This window comes from Rhodoferax sp. LS1P39, from assembly GCF_056521425.1.
This window is the reverse complement of the sequence record NZ_JBWMAV010000001.1, coordinates 612,721-638,510: the sequence shown is the minus strand read 5'-3', so window position 1 is coordinate 638,510 and position 25,790 is coordinate 612,721. Positions and strand designations below refer to the sequence as shown.

Genomic DNA, 25,790 nt, shown 5'->3' with positions numbered 1-25,790 from the left:
TTGGTATGGCTTTGTTACAAAACTGACGGGTGCACCCGCCACGATGAAAGATACAGCAAAGTAAATTTTGCTATGCTAATTATAGCTGCTCGTGCTCATGAAATAAGCGCTGAAGGCAGATTATTATGGTTTTTTTGCAGCCAGGGTCTGGGGCTCCAGCAGCAGGTCGACCTCCGCGATGTCAGCGGTATCCAGTGCACCAGCGGTGGCCTTGAGCTTGAGGCGGTTGTTCAGGAATTCGTAACGCGCCTGAGCCCGGTCCCGCAGGGCCGAGAAGTACTGCCGTTCGGCATCCAGCACCTCGGTGTTGGTGCGGATGCCTGCGGCCAGGCCGCGCTGCGTGCCCTCTACCGCCACCCGGCTGGATTCCACCGCGCGCTCAAACGCAGCCACCTTGGTGATGCCGGTGCGGGTGGCCAGAAACCAGCGGCGCAGGTCCAGTTGCACCTTGAGGGTGCTGGCATCCAACTCGGCCTCCACCCGCTGCAGGTTGGCCTGGGCCTGGTCGGTTTGCGACACCACGCCCAGGCCCGAGAACAGCGGAATCGTCAGCTGCACCCCCACCGAGCGCACGGTGGATTGCTGGTTCAGCGTGGTCAGGCTGTCGCTGGTGGATTTGCTGATGCTGGCCACCAGGTCCAGGCGCGGCAGGTGCCCGGCGCGGCTGCGCTGGATGTCCAGCCGGGTGGATTCCACCAGCTTGCGTTGGGCGGCGAGATCGGGGTTCTGGTCCAGGGCCAGGGCGGTCCAGGCCTCCAGGCTGCCGGGCTGCAGCACGCTGGGGGCGAAGCCGGGCTTGAGCACCGGCAGGCCCAGCGCGGGCTGGCCGGTCATGGCCTCCAGGGCCTGGCGGGCGACCAGCAGCAGGTCGGTGGCATCGGCCCGGTTGGCTTCGGCAATGGCACCCCGGGCGCTGGCCTCGGCAATCTCGGTCACCGTGCCTTCGCCTGCCTTGTAGCGCCGCTCGGCCGATGTCTGCTGGGCGCTGAAGGCATTGACTTCGGCGTTGGCAAAGGCCAGCTTTTCGGCGGCCAGCAGCAGGTCGAAATAGGCACCGGCCACGCGCACGGCCAGGTCGTCCTGCTTCTTGAGAAACACGAATTCGCTGTACTCGGATTGCACCAGGCCCTGCTGGTAGCGCACGTTGGCTTCACCGTTGTACAGCGCCTGGCGTAGCGCCAGGGTGTCTTGGGCGGAGCGGTATTTCAGGTCTTGCTCTGGGGTACCGGGGGCCAGGCTGCGGTCGCCCTGGTTGCCGGAGCGGCTGGAGCTGAAAGACAGGTTGGGCAGCAGCGCGGCCCGGGCAATCGCCGGGGCCATGCGCCCGGCCTCGCGCTCGTAGCGGGCGGCGCGCAGCGTGGGGTCGTTTTCCAGTGCCTGCTGGTAGGCCTCGAGCAGGCCGCCTGCGTGGGATGCCGTGCACACCAGTAGAGCCGCCGCCAGCAGGGTGCACCGCATGCCTATTGCTCCGTCAGCGCGGCGCGCATGTGGTCGCTGAGCGGTTTGAACAGGTAGTTCAGCAGGGTGCGTTCGCCGCTTTTGACAAACACGTCGGCGGGCATGCCGGCCTTGATCTCATAGGTAGCCAGCTTGCCCATACCTTCGGGGGTGACCACCACCTGGCCCTTGTAGAACGGGGGCATCTTGCCCTGCGGGTCGGTGGTGGCATCGGCGGCCACCTGCACAAACCGGCCCGGGATCTGCGGGGTGGTGCGCTGGTTGAATGCCGGGAACATAATCTGCACCGGCAGGCCGATCTTCACCTTGTCGATCATGTTGGTGGGGATTTGCACCTCGACCTTGAGCTCTTCGTTCTTGGGCACGATTTCCATCAGCGGGTGGGCAGCGGGCACCACGCCGCCTACGGTGTGCACGTTCAGGCCCACCACCACACCTTCGCTGGGGGCTTTGACCACCGTGTTGGCCAGCTCGTACGCCAGGCCTTCGAGGCGGCTGTCCAGGCTGCTGGCTTCCTTTTGGGCCTCGGACAGGCCGACCTCGTTTTCTTTGCGGTACTCCTGCTGGCGGGCCAGCATGCGCATGCGCAGCTCGACGATGCTTTGCCGTGTGCGCCCCAGGTTGGCGGCATCTTCGGAAGCCGCGCCTTGCAGCTGCACCAGCAGCCGCTCTTGTTCGGAGAGCCGGTTGCGCGGCAGGTAGCCGTCGCCCGCCAGGGTGCGCAGGCCGGTGAGCTCTGTGCGCAGCAACTGGGCCTGGTCTTCCTTGGCGCGGCGGGTGGCCTCGATGCCGACCAGGGTGGACTCCAGCCCCACCACGCTGCTGCGCAGCACATTCAGGTCGGCTTCCAGGGCCGCGCGGCGGGCGCGCAGCAACTGGGTCTGCACGGCCATGGCGGCGCTCCAACGCTGGTCGGCGGCGGTGTTGGTGCTGCTGGTGAATTCGGCGGGGAAGCGGATGTCTTTTTGCCCGGTGGTGTCGGCCAGAAAGCGGGCTTCACTGGCCTTGGCGGTGATCCACTGCGCGCGGGCAGTTTCAAAAAGCGCACGGGCGGCGGTGGCATCCAGGCGCACCAGCACGTCGCCGCTCTTGACCGTGTCGCCGTCCTTCACCAGGATGGCCTCGACCATGCCGGGGGCCAGGTTTTGCACTATTTTGCGGTTGCCCGATACCACCACCTGGCCGGTGGCCGCCACGCCTTCGTCCAGCGGGGCCAGCGCTGCCCACAGCACAAAGCCGCCAAAACCCAGCAGTGCAATCCACCAGCCCAGGCGCGAGCTTTTGGCGTGGTTGATGTCCAGGCTGGTCGGGGCATCGGTGGGAGTTTCGTTGGCCATAAGGTCAGGCAGTGGGGCGTGCCAGGGCGGGATGTGCCACGGGGTGCGGCCGGGCCGGGGCCTGGGGTTGCTTGAGCGCGTCGATCACCTCGTCGCGCGGGCCGAAGATCTTGGGCGTGCCGTCTTGCATCACCAGCAGCTTGTCGGCTACGGCCACGGTGGTCATGCGGTGGGTGATGATGATGACGGTGCAGCCCTTGGCCTTGAGTCCGCGGATGGTGGTGGCCAGGGCTTGCTCGCCCAGTTCGTCCAGGTTGGAGTTGGGTTCGTCCAGCACCACCAGGGCCGGGTCGCCGTACAGGGCGCGGGCCAGGCCGATGCGCTGGCGCTGCCCGCCCGAGAGCGCGCTGCCCTGGTCGCCCAGCGGGGTGTCGTAGCCCTTGGGTAGCTGCAAAATTTGCTCGTGCATACCGGCGGCCTGGGCGGCGGCGATAATTTTTTCGGAGTCTGGCGTGGCAAAGCGGCCAATGTTGTCGGCCACGGTGCCGTCAAACAGCTCGATGTTTTGCGGCAGGTAGCCTACATGCGGGCCGAGCTCGTCCTTGTTCCAGCGGTACACGTCGGCACCGTCCAGCCGCACCGAGCCCGATACGGCCGGCCAGATGCCCACCAGCAGCCGCGCCAGGCTGGACTTGCCGGAGGCGCTGGGGCCGATCACCGCCACCACCTCGCCTGCGGCGATTTTCAGGCTGACGTTTTTCAGGATCATCACATTGGTGCCGGGCGCGGCGGTGCAGGCGCTGTCCAGCACCAGCGCGCCCTTGGGTTTGGGCAGGGGCATTCCGCCTTCGCGGGCGGGGAACACCCGCAGCAGCTCGGACAGGCGGCCATAGGCCGAGTAGGCGTTGACCAGTTGCTTCCAGTTGGTAATCAGCATCTCCACCGGGGCCAGGGCGCGGCCCACCAGGATGGAGGCGGCACTCATCATGCCCGAGGTGATCAGCCCCTCGATGGCCAGCAGCGCGCCGTAGCCCAGGGTCAGCGACTGCATGCCGATGCGGGCAAACTTGGTCAGCGCGCCCAGCAGACCGGCCTTGTCGCTGGCCTGGGCCTGCTGCACCAGCAGCTTGTGCTGCAGGTCGAACCAGCGCGCGCGGATGGCGGGCAGCATGCCCATGGCCTCGATCACCTCGGCATTGCGCAAGTTGTTGTTGACCAGTGCGTTGGTGGCCATGGCCAGCTTTTGCACTTCGGCCAGGGGTACTTTGGACACGCGTTCGTTGGCGAAAGCCAGGGCAATCAAAATCAACGCCCCCACAATGGCAAATATGCCCAGGTAGGGGTGGAACAAGAAGATCACGAAGATGTAGACCGGCATCCACGGCGCATCCATCACGGCCACCACGCCCGCGCCGGTGAGAGTTTGGCGGATGGTGGCCAGGTCGTGCATGGCCTGGGCGGGGTTTTGGCCTGCCAGGCGCAGGTTGCGCTCGAAGGTGGCGTTGAAGATGCGCACGTTGATGTCCATGTCCAGCCGCGCGCCCACCCGCACCAGCACCATGGAGCGCACCCATTCCAGCAAGGCCATCAGGGCCACCATGCCCAGCACCATGCCGGTGAGGGCCGCCAGGGTGGTCATGTTGCGGCTGCCCAGCGCCCGGTCGTACACCTGCAGCATGTAGATCGACGGGGCCAGCATCAGCAGGTTGATGATGAAGCTGAACGCCCCGATGGTGACGTAGGCGCTATGGAACGCCAGCAGCGCCTGTTTGAGTTCGCCTGTCTTTGGGGGGGCTTGGGCCATTCCGAAAACGGGCCAAAAAACTTAGCGCAGCTTGCGGGCGCGGGATGCACCCAGGGCCAGCAGCGCCAGGCCAAACAGGGCGATGGAGCTGGGCTCGGGGATTTCCTGGCGCACCAGGTCGCCCTCTACCAGGTAAGCGCGTGGACCGAAGGGGTCGGCTGACGCGCCCTGCCAGTACCACTCCAGGTCCAGGCTGTCGTTGAGGATGCCGAGGTCGACGGGGCCGCCCGGAAAGTATTCGGCATTGATACCGCTGAGGTCCAGAAAGTACTGGTAGAGGTTGACCGTGCCGCCGTTGCCGTCGTCCAGGTCGCCGACATCGGTGCGCACGATCGCGGGGAAGCTGGTCAGGGCGGTGCCGTTGATGACGAAGTTATCGATGTTGGGGTCTTCGCCCGCAAGGTAGTAGCCCCACCAGGTGATGCCGGTGACGAAGGCAGGGCCGGTAATATTGATGTTCTCGACGTAGGGAGTCGTGCCTCCATCAGATTGCTGGCCTGCCAGCGCGGTGCTGGGTCCCATGCTGGACAACACCACAGCCGATACCTGCACGGGGGATGCCAGCAGTGCCGCCCCCAGAACCGCTCCACCCAGCCATGTGCCTACAGAGTTCAAAAACGCCATGCCGCTCTCCAATCAAGGTAATTCCTGCCCTATGCGCAAGAATGAGGCCAGGTGAAATTCACCAAATAAATCAATAACTTGTGCGATCGTGTCGATTTTTGTGTAAAAAAAATCGACAAAATGTAACAAGTGTTTTAAACAACCACCGGGGGCACGCCCAGTACCGGCAGCTTGAATTCCACCGCGTCCACCAGGAAGTCGCTGCCGTGCAATACGCCACTACCGTCGGTGGTCACGCCCGAGCCAAAGCTGCCATTCGCCAGCGCATAGCCGCCGTAGACGAAGGTGCTTCCGTCGTAAACCCCGGCACTCAGCTCGATCGTGGTGAAGGCGGTGGTGGAGGACAGGGTGACTTGCAGTTGCCCGCTGGCATCGCTGGCGTGGAACACCGATTCGCCCACTACCGTGCCGGCCGCATCCAGCAAGCGCACCCGGCCACTTTCCACAAAGGCACCGCCGTCGTCTTGTGTGAACAGGCGAGACAGGTACAGCGTCATGCTGGTGGCGGAGTCTTGCGGGTCGGTCAGGGCAAAGCGCAGACCTTCCTTGCCGTCGATTTCCTGGCGCACCGCCGAGGTGGCCATGGACTGCCCGCTCACCCCCAGGTCGCCCGCGTAGATATCGCCACCCGCCAGGAGCTGGGGCGACACGGCGGTGAACTTGGCGGCAGACCAGGCTTCCAGCGCGCTGGTGTAGTCCAGCTTGTGGCCGATGGCCACATCGGCATTGCCCCAGGCCGCGGCCCACTGGCCACCCGCGCCGACCTGCCGGTCGGGGCCACCGCCTATGCGCAGGGTTTCCGTGGCCTGGCTGCCTACCGTGAGCTGCTGGCTGCCCAGGGTGAAGCTGCCGTCTTCGTCGGTGGCGGTGACCACGATGGTGGGGTTGGGGCTGCTGCTGCCAAAGGTGTGCGAGAAGCTGCCCGCTGCCGCAGCCCATTGCGCTGGCGTGAGCGTGGTGGTGCTGCCGTCGCCCCAGTCGATGCTGTAGGCGGAGCGCACATCGGTGCCGGGGTCGGTGAGCGCGCCCACATTCAGCGTGTAGGCATTGCCTGCGGTGGCGGTGGTGGCCCCGCTGACGGCGGCCACGGGAGCCACGTTGTTGACGTTGACCACCTTTGTCGCGGTGGTGGTGCCACCGTCACCGTCGTTGGCCGTGACGCTGATGGTGCGGGGCGTGCTGTTGACGGGGCCATTCTGGTCGTCGGCAAAGGTGTGGGCCACATTGCCCGCCAAGGCGGCCAGTTGCACCGCCGTCAGCGTCTGCACGGCGCTGCCGTCGTTCCAGTCGATGCTGTAGCTCAGCGGGTCAGCCGCTCCGGCGGCATCGGTGCCGACGATGTTCAGGCTGTAGCTTGCACCTTCATTTGTGCTTGCAGCGCCCGTCAATTGGGCGGTAGGAGCTACGTTATTGATAGTAACGGCCTGGGTGCCGAGTACAAACGTGCCGTCTTCATCGGTAGCACTCACCGTGATGGTGGTGGCGGCGTTGTCGGCATAGGTGTGGGTGAAGCTACCCGCGGCTGCGGTCCACTGTGCGGGCGTGAAGCTGCTGGTGTTGCCATCGCCCCAGGCGATGGTGTAGCCGGTGCGGGTGTCGGCACCGGGGTCGGTGATGGCACCTACGCTCAGGGTGTAGAGGCTGGCTTCATTGACCGTGGCCGCGCCGCTGACGGTGGCAGTGGGGGCTATGTTGTTGACCACCACCTGGAAGCTGTCGGTGCTGCTTTCGCCGGTGATGTCGGTCACCGTGACGGTTGCGGTGCGGGTGGCGGTGCCGTCGGCGTACAGGTGGCTGAGGTCAATGCTCTTGACCAGGGTGGTGCCGGTGACAGCCGCGCTGCCGTCGCCGTAGTTGATGCTGTAGCTCCAGCCCTGCGCGCCGTTGTCGGTGCCGTCGGTGAAGGCGATGGTGCGGCTGAAGGTGCTGCCTTCATTGAGCGCCGTATCCGCACCGGCTTCCACGCTGACCGTTGCCGGTGGCGTGCCCACGGTGACCGCCACCGAGGCCAGGTTGCTGTAGGTGCCGTCTTCGTCGGTCAGCGACACCTGCACGGTGCGTGCGCCCGCCGTGGCAAAACTGTGGGTCACGTTGCCACCGGTGGTGACCACTTGCGCCGCGCTGCCGTCGCCCCAGTCGATGCTGTAGCTGCTGACCGTATCCTGGCCGGGGTCGGTGATAGCACCCAGGTTCAGGGTGTAGGTCTGGCCGGTCTCGATGGTGGCTGCGCCCGTGACCGCGATGGTGGGGGCCACGTTGTTCACGTTGACCACCTTGGTGGCGGTGGTGCTGCCACCGTCACCGTCGTTGGTCGTGACGCTGATGGTGCGTGGGGTGCTGTTGACGGCCCCATCCTGGTCGTCGGCGAAGGTGTGGGTCACATTGCCCGACAAGGCCAGCAGTTGCGCGGCGGTCAATACCTGCACGGCACTACCGTCGTTCCAGTCGATGCTGTAGCTCAGCGGGTCGGCGGCTCCGGCCACGTCGCTGCCCACGATGTTCAGGCTGTAGAGTGCACCCTCATTTGTGCTGCCAGCGCCTGTCAATAGGGCGGTAGGTGCTACGTTATTGATAGTTACAGCCTGGGTGCCAAGTACAAACGTGCCGTCTTCATCGGTAGCACTTACCGTGATGGTGGCCGCCGCGTTGTCGGCATAGGTGTGGGTGAAGCTGCCTGCTGCTGCCGTCCACTGGGCCGGGGTGAAGCTGCTGGTGAGGCCGTCGCCCCAGGCGATGGTGTAGCCGGTGCGGGTGTCGGTGCCGGGTTCGGTGACCGGGCCAACCGTCAAGGTGTAGACGCTGGCCTCATTGACCGTGGCGGCTCCGCTGACGGCGGCCAGGGGGGCGACGTTGTTCACGTTGACCACCTTGGTGGCGGTGGTGGTGCCACCGTCGCCGTCATTGGCCGTCACGCTGATGGTGCGTGGGGTGCTGTTGACGGCCCCATCCTGGTCGTCGGCAAAGGTGTGGATCACGTTACCCGACAGCGCAGCCAGTTGTGCTGCCGTCAACACCTGCACGGCGCTACCGTCGTTCCAGTCGATGCTGTAGCTCAGCGGGTCGGCCGCTCCGGCCACGTCGCTGCCGACGATGTTCAGGCTGTAGATTGCACCTTCATTTGTGCTTGCAGCGCCCGTCAATTGGGCGGTAGGAGCTACGTTATTGATAGTAACGGCCTGGGTGCCGAGCACAAAGGTGCCGTCTTCGTCGGTCGCACTCACCGTGATGGTGGCAGCCGCGTTGTCAGCATAGGTGTGGGTGAAGCTGCCTGCTGCTGCCGTCCACTGGGCCGGGGTGAAGCTGCTGGTGAGGCCGTCGCCCCAGGCGATGGTATAGCCGGTGCGGGTGTCGGCACCGGGTTCGGTGATGGCACCCACGCTCAGGGTGTAGACGCTTGCCTCGTTCACGGTGCTGGCACCACTGACCACCGCCACCGGGGCTACGTTGTCCACGGTGACCTGGAAGCTGTCGGTGGAGGCTTCGCCGGTGATGTCGGTCACCGTGACGGTTGCGGTGCGGGTGGCGGTGCCGTCGGCGTACAGGTGGCTCAGATTGATGCTGTTGACCAGGGTGGTGCCGGTCACCGCTGCGCTGCCGTCGCCGTAGTTGATGCTGTAGCTCCAACCTGCCGCGTCGTTGTCGGTGCCGTCGGTGAAGGCGATGGTGCGGCTGAAGGTGGCCCCTTCATTGAGTGCCGTGTCCGCACCGGCTTCCACGCTGACGGTGGCCGGTGGCGTGCCCACGGTCACGGCGACCGAAGCCACGTTGGTGTAGGTGCCGTCTTCGTCGGTCAGTGACACCTGCACGGTGCGTGGCCCTGCGGTGGCAAAGCTGTGGGTCACATTGCCACCGGTGGTCACCACCTGGGCTGCACTGCCGTCGCCCCAGTTGATGCTGTAGCTGCTGACCGTGTCGGTGCCGGGGTCGGTGACGGCCCCCAGGTTCAGGGTGTAGGTCTGGCCGGTCTCGATGGTGGCTGCGCCCGTGACCGCGATGGTGGGGGCCACGTTGTTCACGTTGACCACCTTGGTGCTGGTGGTGATGCCCCCGTCGCCGTCGTTGGCCGTCACGCTGATGGTGCGGGGCGTGCTGTTGACGGCTCCGTCCTGGTCGTCGAGGAAGGTGTGGGTCACATTGCCGGACAAGGCCAGCAACTGCGCGGCGGTGAGGGTCTGCACCGCACTGCCATCGTTCCAGTCGATGCTGTAGCTCAGCGGGTCGGCGGCTCCAGCCACGTCGCTGCCGACGATGTTCAGGCTGTAGCTTGCACCTTCATTTGTGCTTGCAGCGCCCGTCAATTGGGCGGTAGGTGCTACGTTATTAATAGTTACAGCCTGGGTGCCAAGTACAAACGTGCCGTCTTCATCGGTAGCACTTACCGTGATGGTGGCCGCCGCGTTGTCGGCATAGGTGTGGGTGAAGCTGCCTGCGGCTGTGGCCCATTGCGCCGGGGTGAAGCTGCTGGTGTTGCCGTCGCCCCAGGCGATGGTGTAGCCGGTGCGGGTGTCTGCGCCGGGCTCGGTCACTGCGCCCACGCTCAGGGTGTAGACGCTGGCTTCATTGACCGTGGCGGCTCCGCTGACGGCGGCCAATGGGGCGACGTTGTTGACGTTGACCACCTTGGTCTGCGTGGTCACGCCACCGTCGCCGTCGTTGGCGGTGACGCTGATGGTGCGGGGCGTGCTGTTCACCACGCCATCGGCATCGTCGGCGAAGGTGTGGGTCACATTGCCCGACAAGGCCAGCAGTTGCGCGGCGGTAAGGGTCTGCACGGCGCTGCCGTCGTTCCAGTCGATGCTGTAGCTCAGCGGGTCGGCGGCTCCGGCGGCATCGGTGCCGGTAATGGCCAGGGTGTAGCTGGCACCTTCGTTGGTGGCGGCATTGCCGCCCAGCACCAGGTTGGGGTCTACGTTGGTGACGTTAAGGATCTTGCTGCCCAGCACGAAGGTGCCGTCTTCGTCCGACGCGGTGACGGTCACGGTGCGCGGCGTGCCCACGCCTGCACCGTCGGCAAAGGTATGGGTGATGTTGCCCCCGGCGGCCTGCAAGGTGGTCCACTGGGCCGGGGTGAAGTTGTCGGTGGGCGTGCCGTCGCCCCAGTTGACGCTGTAGCCGGTGCGGGTGTCCTGGCCGGGGTCGGTGACCGCGCCCACGTTCAGGGTGTAGACGCTGCCCTCGGCCACGGTGTTGGCCCCGGTGACGGGTGCGGTGGGGGCGACGTTGAACACGGTGAGGCTGCCACCGGTGCCCACGTTCACAAACACGCCGTCTTCATCGACCACATCGACCTTGATGGTGTAGCTGACGCTGCCGTCGGCATAGGTGTGGGTGAGCTGGCGGTTGGCGGGCAGGTTGGCGGCCAGCACGATCTGGTCCTGGCCATCGCCCCATTGCACGTTGTACTGGGCAATGGTGTCGGTGCCGGGGTCGGACGGGTTGAGCGTGAGGGTATAGACCCCGCCCTCGTTGACCGAACCCGCGCCGCTCAAGCCCACGCTGGGTGCCACGTTGTTGACGTTGACCACAAAGCTGTCGCTGCCCGACTGCAGCACCACGCCGTCGTTGTCGTGCACCGTGACATCCACGGTGTACGGGCCGGTGTTGTCGGCGTAGGCGTGGCTGATGTTCACGCTGGTGGCCCCGGCGGCAATGCCACCGGTGCTGGTTTGCCCGTCGCCCCAGACAGCGGTGTAGGTGCGCCCGGCAGGGCCCTGGTCGGTGGCATCGGTGAAGTTGATGGTCTTGGTGAAGGTGGTGCCTTCGTTGACCGTGATGTCGCTGCCCGCATTGACGGTGATGACTTCGGCGGGGGCGCTGACGGTGACGGTGCGGGCACCGGCATTGGCGTAGGTGCCGTCTTCGTCGCGCAGGCCCACGGTGATGGTCTTGTCACCGGTGGTGGCGTAGGTGTGCGTCAGGATGCCGTTGGCGGGCAGGGTGGCGGGGGTGTAGACCTCGGCGGCGCTGCCGTCGCCCCAGTTGATGGTGTACTGGTCTACGGTGTCCGTGCCGGGGTCGCTCACGCCGTGCAGGTCCAGCGTGTAGGCCACGTTTTGCTGCACCGTGGTGTTGCCGGTGGTGCCTATGGTGGGGGCCACATTGGCCACGGCCACGCTGAAGCCGGTGCTCTCGATGCTGTTGGCCAGGCCTTGCTGGTCGTTCACCGTCACGCTGACGTTGTAGTTGCCGTTGTCGGCATACACGTGCTGGATTTGCGGCGCAGCCGAGCTGGTGCTGAACACCGAGTTGGCGCTGCCGTCGCCCCAGTTCACCGTGATCTGGTGGCCCTCGGGGTCGGGGTCGCCAATGGCCAGGGTGCGGCTGAAGAAGCTGCCTTCGCTGCTGGTAGCGTTGGTCAGTGTGCCCAGGCGCGGGCCGTCGTTCACGTTGGACAGCAGGATGTTGGTAAACACCGGGGTGCTGGCAAAGGTAATGCCGTCTGAGCCGGTCCAGCGGAACTGGTCGGCCCCGAAGTAGTCGGCCCGGCCCTGGTAGGTCAGGGCCCCGGCCTGCAGATCGGCCAGGCCGATTTCCTGGTTGGTCGTCACGGCCACACCGTTCAGCCGCAGGGTGCCCTCGGCCGACAGGTTGATGATCTTGATGGCCTGTAGCGACTGCCCATCGGGGTCCACAAAGCCGCCCTCAAACAAGGTGTTGGTGAGCACCAGCACCGTGTCTTCCAGGCCGTTGGCGCTGACGTTGGACACATTGGGCGCGGTGTTGCTGAAGCGCTGGAGGCGGATCTCGTAGGTGTCGTTGCCGCCGTCGGGTGTGCCGTCGCCGTTCTGGTCGCTTGAGTACACCAGCCCGGTGTAGGCCACCACAAAACCCCCATCGGCCATGCTGGTGATGCTGGGTGCGAACTGGTTATGGGGCGTGTAAGTGTTGACCCGGGTTTCGCCATCGACTGCCTGGCCCAAGGCGTTGTACTGCTGCACAAACACGTCGTTGCTGCTGCCTGCGGGGTTGCTGTTGTCGGTCCAGCCTACCACCCACCCGCCGTTTTCCAGGGCCGATACGGTGGGTTCGGATTGCGTGCTGCTGATATGGGTGTTGACCCGGAACTCGGTGCCCACCTTGGCCCCGGTGGCATCAAACCGCTGGGCGTAGATGCCGGTGCCGGAGAGGTCTTGCCCTTCTGATTGCCACACCGCAATAAAGCCACCATCCTTCAGCCCGGCTACCGAGGGCAGGTTCTGGGTGGTGGTGATGTAGGAGTTGATCTGCAGCACAGGCCCTGCCGCCACGCCCAGGGCGGTAAAGCGCTGGCCGTAGATGCCGCTGCCGCTGCCGTCCTTGCTGGCATCGGTCCATACGGTCATGAAGCCGCCACCGGCCAAGGCGGTGATGCTGGGCTCGTACTGGGCCACCGTGCCTTCGCCATTGGGGTTGGCGCGGGTTTCCACACCCTGGGCCACGCCGGTCGCATTGAAGCGCTGGAACATGATGTCCGCGTACTCGGTGTTGGTGGCGTTGGTGTAGTAGTTGTCATACCAGCCCACCACAAAGCCGCCGTCGGCGGTGGCGGTGATGGTGGGTTGGTACTGGCTCTGGTCGGTGGAGGTGTTGACCTTGAATTCGGTGCCCTGCGCCACACCTGCGGCGTTGTAGCGCTGGCCATAGACCCCGGCACCGCTGCCATCCTGGCCGTCCGAGCGCCACACCACGACGAAGCCGCCGCCGTTCAGGCCGGTGACCTGCGCTTCGTACTGGCTGCCTGCGGTGAACGTGTTGGCGCGGAACTGGGCGCCCACCGCGTTGTCGTTGGCGTCGTAGCGCTGGCCGTACACGCCGTTGCTGCTGCCGTCGGCACCGTTTTCGTCTTGCCACACGACGACGTAGCCACCGTCGCTCAGGTGGGCGATGGAGGGCTCTTGCTGCGCACCCGTGATGGTGGTGTTGACCACTTTTTCCAGCCCAAAGCGCACCGCACCGTCGATCTCGGGGGTGACGACGATCTCTACATTGCGCGGCACACTGGCACCGCCATCACCGTCGGTGACGCGGATGGAGATGGTGCGGCTGGAGATGGGGTTGGAGACGGTGTTGGCGTAGGTGAGGTTCTCGATCACGTGCTCCACCGCATCGGCCGTGGCGCTGGCGTTGAACTGCACCGTCAGCTTGCCGCCGTTGGCACCGTTGTTGCTGATGGTGCCAATGGCCGTACCGCCATAGCTCACCACATTGCCCGCCACGCCCACCTGGTGCGCGCCGCTACCCTGGTTGCGGATGCCCAACTGGTCCTGGTTGTCCAGGCCCTGCAGGCCCAGTTGGTCCTGTGCGCCGTAGTCGGTCAGGTAGTTGACCTCCAGAATGCCACCGGCAAAGTTGCTGGAGTCGGTATCCGTCAAGCCCACACCGGCATCGATGAGTTGGGGTGCGGCGTTGACCAGGTTCTCGGCAAAGGTCACGCGGGTCGACACATCCACCAGCTCGGGGTTCGCCTGGCGCACGATCTGGGCCGGGTTGCCGTAGAGCTGCTGGTAGACGTTATAGGTGTTGGTGGTGTAGTTGTAGTCGGGGAAGGTGACCACAAACGCGCCGTTGGCCAGGCCCAGTACCACGGGTGTGGAGCCGTTGGCATTGTTGTCGATGGTGTCCACCCGCAGCTCACCGTCCAGCCGGGCACCGCTGGCATCGAACTGCTGGGCGATGGTGTGGCTGCCGGATTCCCAGGTGACCACAAAGCCGCCGGTGGACAGGGATGCCACATGGGCCTGGGACTGGTTGCCCGTGGTGGTGTTGTTGACGCGGAACTCGCTGCCCACGGCGGTGCCGTTGCTGCTGTAGCGCTGGCCGTACACGCCGTAGCTGCTGCCGTCCTGGTTCACGGATGTCCACACCACCACAAAGCCGCCGTTGTTGAGTGCTGTGAGAGAGGGCTGGAACTGGGTGCTTTCGGTAAAGGTGTTGACCAGGAACGATGTGCCTGCTGCGACCCCGGTGGCGTCAAAACGCTGGCCATAGATGCCCTGGCTGCTGCCGTCTTTGCTGTCATCCGTCCACACGGCGACAAAGCCACCACCGGCCAGGCCCACAAAGTGGGGTTCTGACTGGGTGACCGTGCCTTCGCCTGTGGGGTTGGCCTGGATTTCGCTACCTTGGGCCACGCCCGCCGCGTTGAAGCGCTGGAAGAAGATGTCCCGGTAGGTGGTGAAGGTGGGGTCGTAGTAGTCCGACTGCCAGCCCACCACAAAGCCGCCGTCCGCCGTGGCGGCCAGGCTGGGGTTGGATTGGCCCTGGTAGGTTTGCGCGTTGACCAGGAATTCGTCGCCCAGCAAGCTGCCGTCATTGGCAAAGCGCTGTGCGTAGATGCCTGCGGCGCTACCGTCCTGGTCGGCCGAGGTCCAGGCCACCACATAGCCGCCGCCGGTCAGGCCGATCACGCTGGGTTCGGTCTGGTTGGTTGGCGTGTAGGTGTTGATCTGGAATTCGGTGCCGATGGGCACGCCGTTGGCCGCAAAGCGCTGGCCATAAACGCCGTAGCCCCAGCCGTCCTGCGTATTGGAGGTCCACACCGTGAGGTAGCTGCCGTCGGACAGCAAGGCCATGGCGGGCGCGTTTTGGGTGTCGGGTTCAAACGTGTTGACCTGTTCGTTGCTGAACAGTGGCTGGGCTGCGTCGTACTCGGGGGTCACGTGGATGGTGACCGCGCGGGCCACGCTGGCACCGCCGTCGCCATCGGACACGCGGATGGAGATGCTGCGCTCCAGGCTGGCATCCGAGAAGGTGTTGGCGTAGGTGATGCTCTCCACCACCTGCTCCACCTTGTCGGGGGTGGCCTGGGCGTTGAACAGCACGGTGAGCTTGCTGCCGTTCACTCCGTTGCTGGTGATGGTGCCGATCTCGACCCCGCCGTAACGCACCGAATTGCCGACGATGCCCACTTGGCCCGCACCGCTGCCCTCGTTGCGCAGGCCCAATTGGTCTTGCACCGACAGGCCTTGCAGGCCGAGCTGGTTTTGCAGGTCGTAGCCGGTGAGGTAATTCACCTCCAGCATGCCACCGGCAAAGTTGGCCGAATCCAGGTCGGTCAGGCCGACCTGGGCATCGATCAACTGGGGTGCGGCGTTGACACTGTTTTCCAGAAAGGTCACCTCGCTGCTCACATCCACCAGTTGCGGATTGGCTTGCCGGGTGAGGGTGGCAGGGTTGCCAAACACCTGCTGGTAGATTTCGTAGTTGCCGATGCTGTAGTCGTAGTCGGGCCAAGTGACCACAAACCCGCCATTGGCCAAGCCCACCACGGTGGGGGTCGAGGCGGTGGCGTTGTTGTCTGCCGTGTCTACCCGCACTTCGCCGTCGATGCGCGCTCCACTGGCATCGAACTGCTGGGCGATGGTGGTGCTGTTGGAGTTCCAGGTCACCACAAAGCCGCCGTGCGACAGGGCCGCTACCGAGGGCTGGTACTGTGTGCTGTTGTTGGCGGTGTTGACCCGGAATTCACTGCCCACCGCCGTGCCGCTGCTGTTGTAGCGTTGGCCGAACACGCCGTAGCCGCTGCCGTCCTGGCCAGAGTCCGAGGTCCACACCACCACAAACCCACCGTCGTTCAGCGCTGTCACGTTGGGCTGCAGCTGGCCGTTCTCGGTGTAGGTGTTGACCTTGAAAGAGGCCCCCGCCACGCTGCCGTCGGCATTGAAGCGTTGGCCGTACACGCCGTAGCTGCTGCCGTCCTTGCTGTGGTCTGTCCACAGGGCGACAAAACCGCCACCGGCCAGGCCGACAAAACTGGGTTCCGACTGGGTGACCGTGCCTTCGCCCATGGGGTTAGCCTGGGTCTCACTGCCCTGGGCCACGCCCGCCGCGTTGAAGCGCTGGAAGTAAATGTCCCGGTATTCGGTGAAGGTGGGTTCGTAGTAGTCGCTTTCCCAGCCCACCACGAAGCCACCGTCGGCGGTGGCGGCCAACGTGGGGTTGGACTGGCCCTGGTAGGTTTCGGTGTTGACCTGGAACTCACTGCCCAGCAGCGTGCCATCGTTGGTGAAGCGCTGTGCGTAGATGCCGCTGCCACTGCCGTCCTGGTTGGCCGAGGTCCAGGCCACCACATAGCCGCCGCCGGTCAGTCCGATCACGGTGGGCTCCGTCTGGTGGTAGGCGGTAGTGCTGTTGACGCGGAACTCGGCCCCTACGGGCACGCCATGGTTGTCGTAGCGCTGGGCATAGACACCGTTGTCCCAGCCATCCTGACCGACGGACACCCAGGTGGTGATGTAGCCACCGTCCGAGAGCGCTGCCGTGGCCGGCGCAGACTTGGTACTGGCCAGGTAGGTGTTGACGGTCTCGTTGCCAAACAAGGGCTGGGCACCGTCGGCTTCAGGGTCGACGTTGATGGTCACCGTGCGCGGAATGCTGGTGCCACCGTCGCCGTCGCTCACGCTGATGCTCACGGTGCGGCTGGCCACCGGGGCCGACGAGGTGTTGGCGTAGGTCAGGTTCTCGATCACCGCCTCTACCGCCTGGGCCGACGCGCTGGCGTTGAACAGCACCACCAGATCGGCACCAAAGGCACCGGTGGTTTCGATGCTGCCGATCACCACATTGCCATAACGCACCACGGTGCCCGCCACGCCCACCTGGCCCGCGCCATTGCCCTGGTTGCGGATGCCAAACTGGTCCTGCGCAGGCAGGCTTTCCGAGAGCTGGGCGGCTTCTACCGTGCCGTAGCCCGAGATGGTGCTCACCCACAGGCGGCCGCCGTCGAAGTTGGTCGAATCGGCATCGGTCAGGCTGACACCCGCGTCGATGGTTTGCGGTGTGGCGTTGACCAGGTTTTCGTCAAAGCTCAGCGTCTGCACCATATCCACCAGCACGGGGGCGCTGGAGGTGGCAAGCGACCCCGCCGTGCCCAGAATCTGCTGGAACACGCCATAGGTGGTATCTGTGTCACGCTCCTGGTTGTAGCCGGCCCACACCACCACGGCGTTGTTGCCGGTGAGGCCCACGATATCGGGCAGGTACTGGGTGCTGGCAATGGTGCTGTTGACCACGCGCACGCCATCTATCTTGTTGCCGCTGGCATCGAACTGCTGGGTCATCACATCCGCGCCGCTGCCGCCGAGAACGTTGCTCGGATTGCCGTCCCAGGCCACGATGAAACCGCCGGTTTCCAGTGCCGCCACCCGTACATAGTCGCTTTGGTTGGCAGGCGAGTCGGCGGTGTTGACGGTGATTTCCCCACCTACCGCAGCACCTGCTGCCGTAAAGCGCTGCATGTAGACGGTGTTGGAGTATTCCCATACGGCCACAAATCCACCACCCGCCAGCCCCACCACGTCGGGGCCGGTCTGGCTGCCCGTGACAGAGGTGTTGACGGCAATCTGGGAGCCGACCTTGCTGCCGTCGTTGTTGAACACTTGCGCGACCACACCAGAGCCGTTGGCATCACCACTGGTGTCCGTCCAGATGGCCACGTAGCCGCCGCCGGTGAGGGCCGACAACTGGGGTTGGTACTGGGTCGCGCCGCCGCTGGCGTTGAGGGTGATCTCGGCCCCCACCGCGTTGCCGCTGGCATCAAAGCGCTGTGCCAATACGTCGTAGGTGTAGTTGGCCGCTGCGTTGGAGTAGTCGCTGCGGTAGGCCACCACAAAACTGCCGTCCGACAGGCCCAGCAAGGCGGGTTCGTACTGGTTGCCAGTGGTGGTGGTGTTGGCGCGGAACTCGCTGCCCACGGCACTGCCGTTGGCCGCATAACGCTGGCCGTACACACCATAGGTGCCGCTGCCGTCCTGGTTGTCGGCACGCCAGACGATCACGTAGCCGCCATTCGCCAGGCCGGTCACCGCCGTATCGGTTTGGGTGCCCAGGGTCTGGCTGTTCACCTGGAATTCGGGGCCGATGGCTGCACCGTTGGCGGCGTAGCGCTGGGCAAATACACCGTAACCGCTGCCATCCTGGCCGTCTTGTGATGCCCAGGTGACCACGTAGCTACCGCTGTTGCTGCCCTGCAGGCGGCCCACAGAGGGGGCGGTTTGCTGGCCTGCTTCAAAAGTGTTGACCTGTTGCTCGGCCAGTAGCGGCACGGCGGCAGTAGGGGCATTGACCGCGTCGATATGGATGTCCACATCGCGGGCGGTGCTGGAGGCTCCGGCACCGTCGGTGACGACGACGCGGATGGACCGGTCGGCCAGTGGCCCGGCAGACGGGTTGGTGTAGACCAGGTTTTCAATCACCCGCTCGATGGCCTGGTCAGTAGCGGTGGCTTTGAAGGTGATGTCCAGGTTGGCCCCATTGGTGCCGTTCAACGTGCCGCTGATAGTGCCGATGGAGACGTTCTCGTACAGCACATCACTGCCTACGCGGCTGACCTGGTTGACACCTGTGCCCTGGTTGCGCACGGTGATCTGGTCGTCTGGTCGGCTGGTAGAGCTGAGGTAAGACACCACCAGATGGCCGTTGAGGAAGCCGGTGGCACCTGCGTAGTTGAGCTGCACCGCGTTGTCCAGCAGCACGCCTGCCTGGGCCTGTGTCTCCGTGATGGACACGTTGGGGGCAATATCGTCCAGAAATACGGTCGGCGGGACGAAGCTGTTCTGGATCAACACCTCGATATCGCTGGGGTCACTCGCACCACCGTCACCATCGGTGAGGCGCAGGCCGATGGTCCGGCTGGTCGTGCCCGCCGGGGGGGCGGTGTTCTGGTAGGTGATGTTTTGCACCACCGCGCGGATATCCACCGTGAGCGCGTTGGCGTTGAAGGTAATGGTGAGCGTAGCTCCACCCGCACCGCCGCCGGTAAAACTGCCGATGACCACGCCACTGTAGGTGACGTTGCTGCCCGATACCCCGACCTGGCCGTTGCCGCTGCCTTGGTTGCGGATGCCCAGCACGTCGGTGGCACTACCGCCCGACAGTATGTTGACCACCAGCGTGCCGCCGTCCAGATTGACGGAGTCGGTATCCACCACCGACACATCGGTGTCCAGCAGCTGCGCATTACCCGCAAACAGGGCATCGGCGGCGTTGTTGGTCAGGGTGCGCTGGGCGCGTACGTCGCTCAGTACCGGGTTGGCGCTGCTGCGCACCAGTTCAGCGGCAGAGCCAAAGATCTGCTGGGTGATTTCGAAAGTGGCGTTGCCACCGTCCACTGCGGGCACATGGTCGGCATAGGCCACCACGAAGTTGCCGTTGCCCAGGTCGGCAATGGCGGGCTGGTACTCCTGGTTGCTGCCGGTGGCGGTAGCGCTGGGCAGCTTGCGCTGGCCGTCGATGGGTGTGCCGGATGCGTCGTACTCACGGATGTACACGTCGTTGTAGCTGCCCGCACCGGTGAGGTCGTAGTTGTCGTTGTAAAAGCTGACCACAAAGCCGCCGGTAGACAGGCCGGTCACGCTGGGCTGGTACTGGCCGCCTTCAGTGGTTTCGTTCACCCGGAACTCGCCACCCACGGCCGTGCCTGCGGCGTTGTAGCGCTGGCCGTAGACCCCGGCACTTGCACCGTCCTGGCTGTCCGAGCGCCACACGATCACAAAGCCGCCATCGGACAGGGTGGCCACATCGGGCTCGTACTGGTTGCCCACCACCGTGCTGTTGACCAGGAACGTGCCCGACAGCGTACCGGTGGCCGCGGTGTAGCGCTGGGCGAAAACCCCGTACGAGGCTCCGCCGTCATTGGCGTTATCGTCACGCCACACAATCACCAGGTCGCCGTTGCTTTGCGCCGCAACGCGCGGGTAGTACTGCTGCCCGGCCTGGGCGGTGGCCACCCCTGGCGTGGTGCTGACGCGCACCTCCCCCCCTAGCTTGGCCCCGCTGTTGTCAAAACGCTGCAGGTAAATGTCGTAGCCATTGCCGCCGGTGTTGCCGCTGGAGGCCCACACGGTGGTGAAACCACCCACTACCGCACCCGCACCGGCATAGCCCGCTACATCGCTGTACTGCTGGGTGCTGGCGGTGGTGGTGTTGGCCACAAAGTTGGCACCCACCGTGGCACCGGTGCTGCTGTAGAGCTGGGCAATCACGCCCTGGCCGCTGCCGTCCACGCCACTGGCATCGTCCCAGGTGATGACGAAGCCGCCATTGCTCAGGGCCGCCACGTGGGCACCGTCTTGTGCGGCGGCGGTGGCGGTGTTGGCGCGGAACTCGGCCCCGATGGCCACGCCCTGGGCGCTGAAATGCTGGCCGTACACGCCGTAGGTGTTGTTGGCATCCTGGTCGTAGGACTGCCAGACGATGACGTAGCTGCCGTCGGTGAGCACGGCAATCTGCGGCTCGCCTTGGGTGTTGGTGGTGAAGGTGTTGACCTGCGATTCGCCATACACCACCGGCGCGCCGTCCAGGCTGGGGGTGACGGTGATCTGCACTGTGGTGGCGTTGCTGCTGCCGCCGTCTCCGTCGGAAACGCGGATGCCCACGGTGCGGTTGGCGGCGGGGCTGGACGAAGTGCTGGCGTAGGTGAGGTTCTGGATCAGCGCCTCTACCGCTTCCACTGTGGCCAGACTGGTCAGGGTGATTTGCAGTGCGGCTCCGTTGCTGCCGCCGCCCAGGGTGCCGATGATCGCCCCACCGTAGGTGACGTTGGCTCCGCTGGTGCCGATTTGCCCGGCGGCGGTACCGGTGTTGCGCACGCCCAGCTGGTCGGTGGATTCACCGTCCTGCACATAGAACAGGTCGAGCTTGCCACCTGCAAAGTTGGCCGAATCCAGGTCGGTCAGGCTGACTGCTGCGTCGATGATTTGCGGCGTGGCGTTGACCAGGTTCTCGGCGAAGGTCACCGTGCCGATGAAGTCGCCCAGCTCGGGGTTTTGCTGGCGCACCAGTTCAGCGGCGGAGCCAAAGATCTGCTGGGTGATTTCGAAAGTGGCGTTGCCACCGTCCACTGCGGGCACATGGTCGGCGTAGGCCACCACGAAGTTGCCGTTGCCCAGGTCGGCAATGGCGGGCTGGTATTCCTGGTTGCTGCCGGTGGCCGTAGCGGTGGGCAGCTTGCGCTGGCCGTCAATGGGTGTGCCGGATGCGTCGTACTCACGGATGTACACGTCGTTGTAGCTGCCCGCACCGGTGAGGTCGTAGTTGTCGTTGTAAAAGCTGACCACAAAGCCGCCGGTAGACAGGCCGGTCACGCTGGGCTGGTACTGGCCGCCTTCAGTGGTTTCGTTCACCCGGAACTCGCCACCCACGGCCGTGCCTGCGGCGTTGTAGCGCTGGCCGTAGACCCCGGCACTTGCACCGTCCTGGCTGTCCGAGCGCCACACGATCACAAAGCCGCCATCGGACAGGGTGGCCACATCGGGCTCGTACTGGTTGCCCACCACCGTGCTGTTGACCAGGAACGTGCCCGACAGCGTACCGGTGGCCGCGGTGTAGCGCTGGGCGAAAACCCCGTACGAGGCTCCGCCGTCATTGGCGTTATCGTCACGCCACACAATCACCAGGTCGCCGTTGCTTTGCGCCGCAACGCGCGGGTAGTACTGCTGCCCGGCCTGGGCGGTGGCCACCCCTGGCGTGGTGCTGACGCGCACCTCCCCCCCTAGCTTGGCCCCGCTGTTGTCAAAACGCTGCAGGTAAATGTCGTAGCCATTGCCGCCGGTGTTGCCGCTGGAGGCCCACACGGTGGTGAAACCACCCACTACCGCACCCGCACCGGCATAGCCCGCTACATCGCTGTACTGCTGGGTGCTGGCGGTGGTGGTGTTGGCCACAAAGTTGGCACCCACCGTGGCACCGGTGCTGCTGTAGAGCTGGGCAATCACGCCCTGGCCGCTGCCGTCCACGCCACTGGCATCGTCCCAGGTGATGACGAAGCCGCCATTGCTCAGGGCCGCCACGTGGGCACCGTCTTGTGCGGCGGCGGTGGCGGTGTTGGCGCGGAACTCGGCCCCGATGGCCACGCCCTGGGCGCTGAAATGCTGGCCGTACACGCCGTAGGTGTTGTTGGCATCCTGGTCGTAGGACTGCCAGACGATGACGTAGCTGCCGTCGGTGAGCACGGCAATCTGCGGCTCGCCTTGGGTGTTGGTGGTGAAGGTGTTGACCTGCGATTCGCCATACACCACCGGCGCGCCGTCCAGGCTGGGGGTGACGGTGATCTGCACTGTGGTGGCGTTGCTGCTGCCGCCGTCTCCGTCGGAGACGCGCAAACCCACAGTGCGGACGCTGGTCGGGCTGGACGAGGTGCTGCCATAGGTGAGGTTTTGCAGCAAGGCCTCGACGGCGCTGAGGCTGGCACCGGCATTCAGGTTGATTTGCAGATTTGCCCCGTTGCTGCCGCCGCTGATGCTGCCAATGCTGGTGCCGCCATAGCTGATGTTGGCCCCGCTGACCCCGATTTGCCCGGCCGCCGTGCCGACGTTGCGCACACCCAGCTGGTCGCTGGGTTCGCCGCCCTGTACATAAAACAGGTTGACCGCACCGCCTGCAAAGTTGGCTGAGTCCAGGTCGCTGAGGCTGATGGCGGCATCAATGACCTGGGGCGTGGCGTTGATCAGGTTCTCGGCAAAAGTTACGCTGCCGGTAAAGTCGCTGAGCACCGGGTTTTGCTGGCGTGCCAGTTCGGCCGCAGAGCCCAGGATTTGCTGCGTGATCTCGAAGGTGGCGTTACCGCCGTCTATGGTGGGCACATGGTCGGTGTAGGCCACCACGAAGTTGCCGCTGCCCAGGTCGGCAATGGCGGGCTGGTATTCCTGGTTGCTGCCGGTGGCCGTAGCGGTGGGCAGTTTGCGCTGGCCGTCAATGGGTGTGCCGGATGCGTCGTATTCGCGGATGTACACGTCGTTGTAGCTGCCCGCGCCGGTGAAGTCGTAGTTGTCGTTGTAAAAGCTGACCACAAAGCCGCCGGTGGACAGGCCGGTGACGACGGGCTGGTACTGGCCGCCGGTGGTGGTCTCGTTCACTCTGAACTCTGCGCCCACCTTGGTACCCGCTGCGTTGTAGCGCTGGCCGTACACCCCGGCACTGGAGCCGTCCTGGCTGTCCGAGCGCCACACAACCACAAAGCCGCCGTCCGACAGGATGGCCACATCGGGCTCGTACTGGGTACCGTCGGTGACGCTGTTGACCAGGAAGCTGCCTGAGAGCAGGCCGGTCGCGGCGGTGTAGCGCTGGGCATAGACCCCTTGGCCGCTGCTGTCGTTGCCGCCCTGGTCGGTCCACACGATTACCAGGTCGCCATTGCTCTGCGAGGCAACGCGCGGGTAGAGCTGGTTCCCGACCTGGGCTGTTGCAGCCCCTGGCGTGGTGCTGACGCGCACCTCACCCCCCAGCTTGGCCCCGCTGTTGTCAAAGCGCTGCAGGTAGATGTCGTAACTGCTTCCGCCGGAATTGCCTGCAGATGCCCACACCGTGGTGAAACCGGCCACCACCGCGCCTGCACCGGCATAGCCCGCCACATCGCTGTACTGCTGGGTGCTGCTAGTGGTGGTGTTGGCCACAAAGTTGGTACCCACCGTGGCACCGGTGCTGCTGTAGAGCTGGGCAATCACGCCCTGGCCGCTGCCGTCTACGCCACTGGCATCGTCCCAGGTGATGACGAAGCCGCCGTTGCTCAGTGCCGCCACGTGGGCACCGTCTTGTGCGGCGGCGGTGGCGGTATTGGCGCGGAACTCGGCCCCGATGGCCACGCCCTGGGCGCTGAAGCGCTGGCCGTACACGCCGTAGGTGTTGACCGTATCCTGCCCATAAGACTCCCATACGATGACGTAGCTGCCGTCGGTGAGCACGGCAATCTGCGGTACGGCCTGGGTGCTGTCGGTATAGGTGTTGACCTGCGACTCGCCATACACCACCGGTGCGCCGTCCAGCTCGGGCGTGACAAGAATCTCCACCGTGCTGGAGGCACTGGCTCCACCGTCGCCATCGGACACCCGGATGCCCACACTGCGGCTGGCCGCGGGGTTGGACGAGGTGCTGGCGTAGGTGAGGTTTTGTACCAGCTCTTCCACCGCATCCAGGGTGGCGGCAGCGGTCAGGGTGACCACCAGGTTGCTGCCATTGCTGCCGCCGCTGATGGTGCCGATGATGTTGCCTTCATACCGCACCGTGCTGCCGGTCACGCTGATCTGGTTGCTGCCGTTGCCCACGCTGCGCACACCCAGCTGGTCGGTGGTGTCGCCGTTTTGCACGTAAAACAGGTCGATCTGGCCACCTTCGAAGTTGACTGAGTCGATGTCGGTCAGGGCCACGGTGGCACGGATGACTTGTGGTGTGGCGTTGACCAGGTTTTCTCCCAGCGTGACCGTGCCGCTGAAGCCACCCAGTTGTGGATCTTGCTGGCGGGGCAGGGTGGCGGCGCTGCCAAAGATCTGCTGGCCGATTTCGGCGGTGCCGTTGCCGCCGTCTGCGACGCGGATGCCGTTGGTGTACGACACCACATAGTTGCCGTTGCCCAGGCTGGCCACTACCGGCGTGCTTTCCTGGTCGAAACCGTAACCCGATGCCAGCTTGGTCTGGCTGCCCAGGGGGGCGCCAGCGGCGTCGTATTCGCGCACGTACACGTCCTGGTAGCTGCTGGTGTCGCCCACGCCGTAGTTGTCGTTGTAGAAGCTGACCACAAAGCCGCCGGTGGACAGGCCGGCCACGCTGGGCTGGTACTGGCCACCGCTGGTGGACTGGTTGACCAGGAACTCACTTCCCACCTTGGCTCCAGCCGCCGAAAAGCGCTGACCGTACACGCCATCACCGCTTCCGTCTGTGCCAGCGGAGGTCCACACCACCACATAGCCGCCGCCGCTCAGCATGGCCACACTGGGCTGGGACTGCTGGCTGGAGACGGTGGTGTTGACTAAAAAGGTGTCGGAGTAGGTGCTGGTGCTGGCGTTGTACGAGCGGCCATATACGCCGTAGCCGCTGCCGTCGGAACCGTTCGTGTCGGTCCACACGATCACCAGGTTGCCGTTGGCGCTGGCGGCAATGTCGGGATACTGCTGGGTACCCGATTGCGCGGTGGCGGCACCGGGCGTTTTGCTGATCAGCGTCTCACCACCCACCTTGGCACCGGTGTTGTCCCAGCGCTGCAGGTACACGTCGTAATTGCTGTTGATGTAGGACACCCAGACGGTGGCAAAGCCGCCGGTGTAGCCCGCCACGGCGTTTTGGTACTGGGTACTGGCCGTGACGGTGCTGACCACAAAGTTGGCACCCTGGGCCACACCGGTGGCGTTGAAGCGCTGCCCGATCACGCCTTGGCCGGAACCATCCACGCCGCTGTCGTCGTCCCACACGATCACAAATCCACCGTCTGACGTGGCGGCCACGTGGGGATAGTCTTGCGCGCTTGCCGTGGCCGTGTTGGCGCGGAATTCGCCACCCAGCGGCACGCCCGACGCGCTGAACCGCTGGTAGTACACCCCCCAGGTGTTGTTGGCATCCTGGTCATACGACTGCCACACGGTGACATAGCTGCCATCGGCCAATACCGCGGTATCGGGGTTGCTTTGCGTGTTGGCGTTGAAGGTGTTGACCGTGGATTCAGGATAGAGGCTCATGGCACGAAATCTCCGAGGTGTAAGAAGGCGGCCTTAGGCGCGCCAAAGCAAGTGGCGGAACAAGTTCAATGGGTGCAAAACGGGGGGCGTGGCCAGCCGGGCTGGGCGCCGGGGGCTTACGAAGGCAGGGGAATGGGGTGCGTCGGACAGGGGCATCCGTGCGATACCGGCGCAACCCGCTGCGCGGGCAGGGAGCAGGCCGCGCCG

At 65.0% G+C, this 25,790-nt stretch carries 5 protein-coding genes; all 5 read right to left on the bottom strand.

Features of this window, described 5'->3' with window-relative positions; genetic code table 11:
• Nucleotides 1–123 precede the first annotated feature (123 nt).
• The gene (locus tag AC097O_RS02740; RefSeq protein WP_479591353.1) at nt 124–1,458 is read right to left on the bottom strand and encodes a TolC family outer membrane protein; all 1,335 of its coding nucleotides are present in this window, start codon (nt 1,456–1,458) and stop codon (nt 124–126) included.
• 2 nt (nt 1,459–1,460) lie between these two features.
• Entirely contained in the window at nt 1,461–2,795 is a 1,335-nt protein-coding gene (locus AC097O_RS02735; protein ID WP_479591352.1) for an HlyD family type I secretion periplasmic adaptor subunit, read from the bottom strand.
• Nucleotides 2,796–2,799: 4 nt separating this feature from the next.
• A complete protein-coding gene (locus tag AC097O_RS02730; protein ID WP_479591351.1) occupies nt 2,800–4,539 on the bottom strand; it encodes a type I secretion system permease/ATPase in 1,740 nt (579 codons plus the stop codon).
• A 21-nt stretch (nt 4,540–4,560) separates the two neighbouring features.
• Complete coding sequence (locus AC097O_RS02725; protein ID WP_479591350.1) at nt 4,561–5,163, bottom strand: PEP-CTERM sorting domain-containing protein; 603 nt, start codon at nt 5,161–5,163, stop codon at nt 4,561–4,563.
• Between the two features lie 134 nt (nt 5,164–5,297).
• Nucleotides 5,298–25,583: a beta strand repeat-containing protein gene (locus AC097O_RS02720; protein ID WP_479591349.1), complete on the bottom strand. Its 20,286-nt coding sequence runs from the start codon at nt 25,581–25,583 to the stop codon at nt 5,298–5,300.
• Nucleotides 25,584–25,790 lie beyond the last annotated feature (207 nt).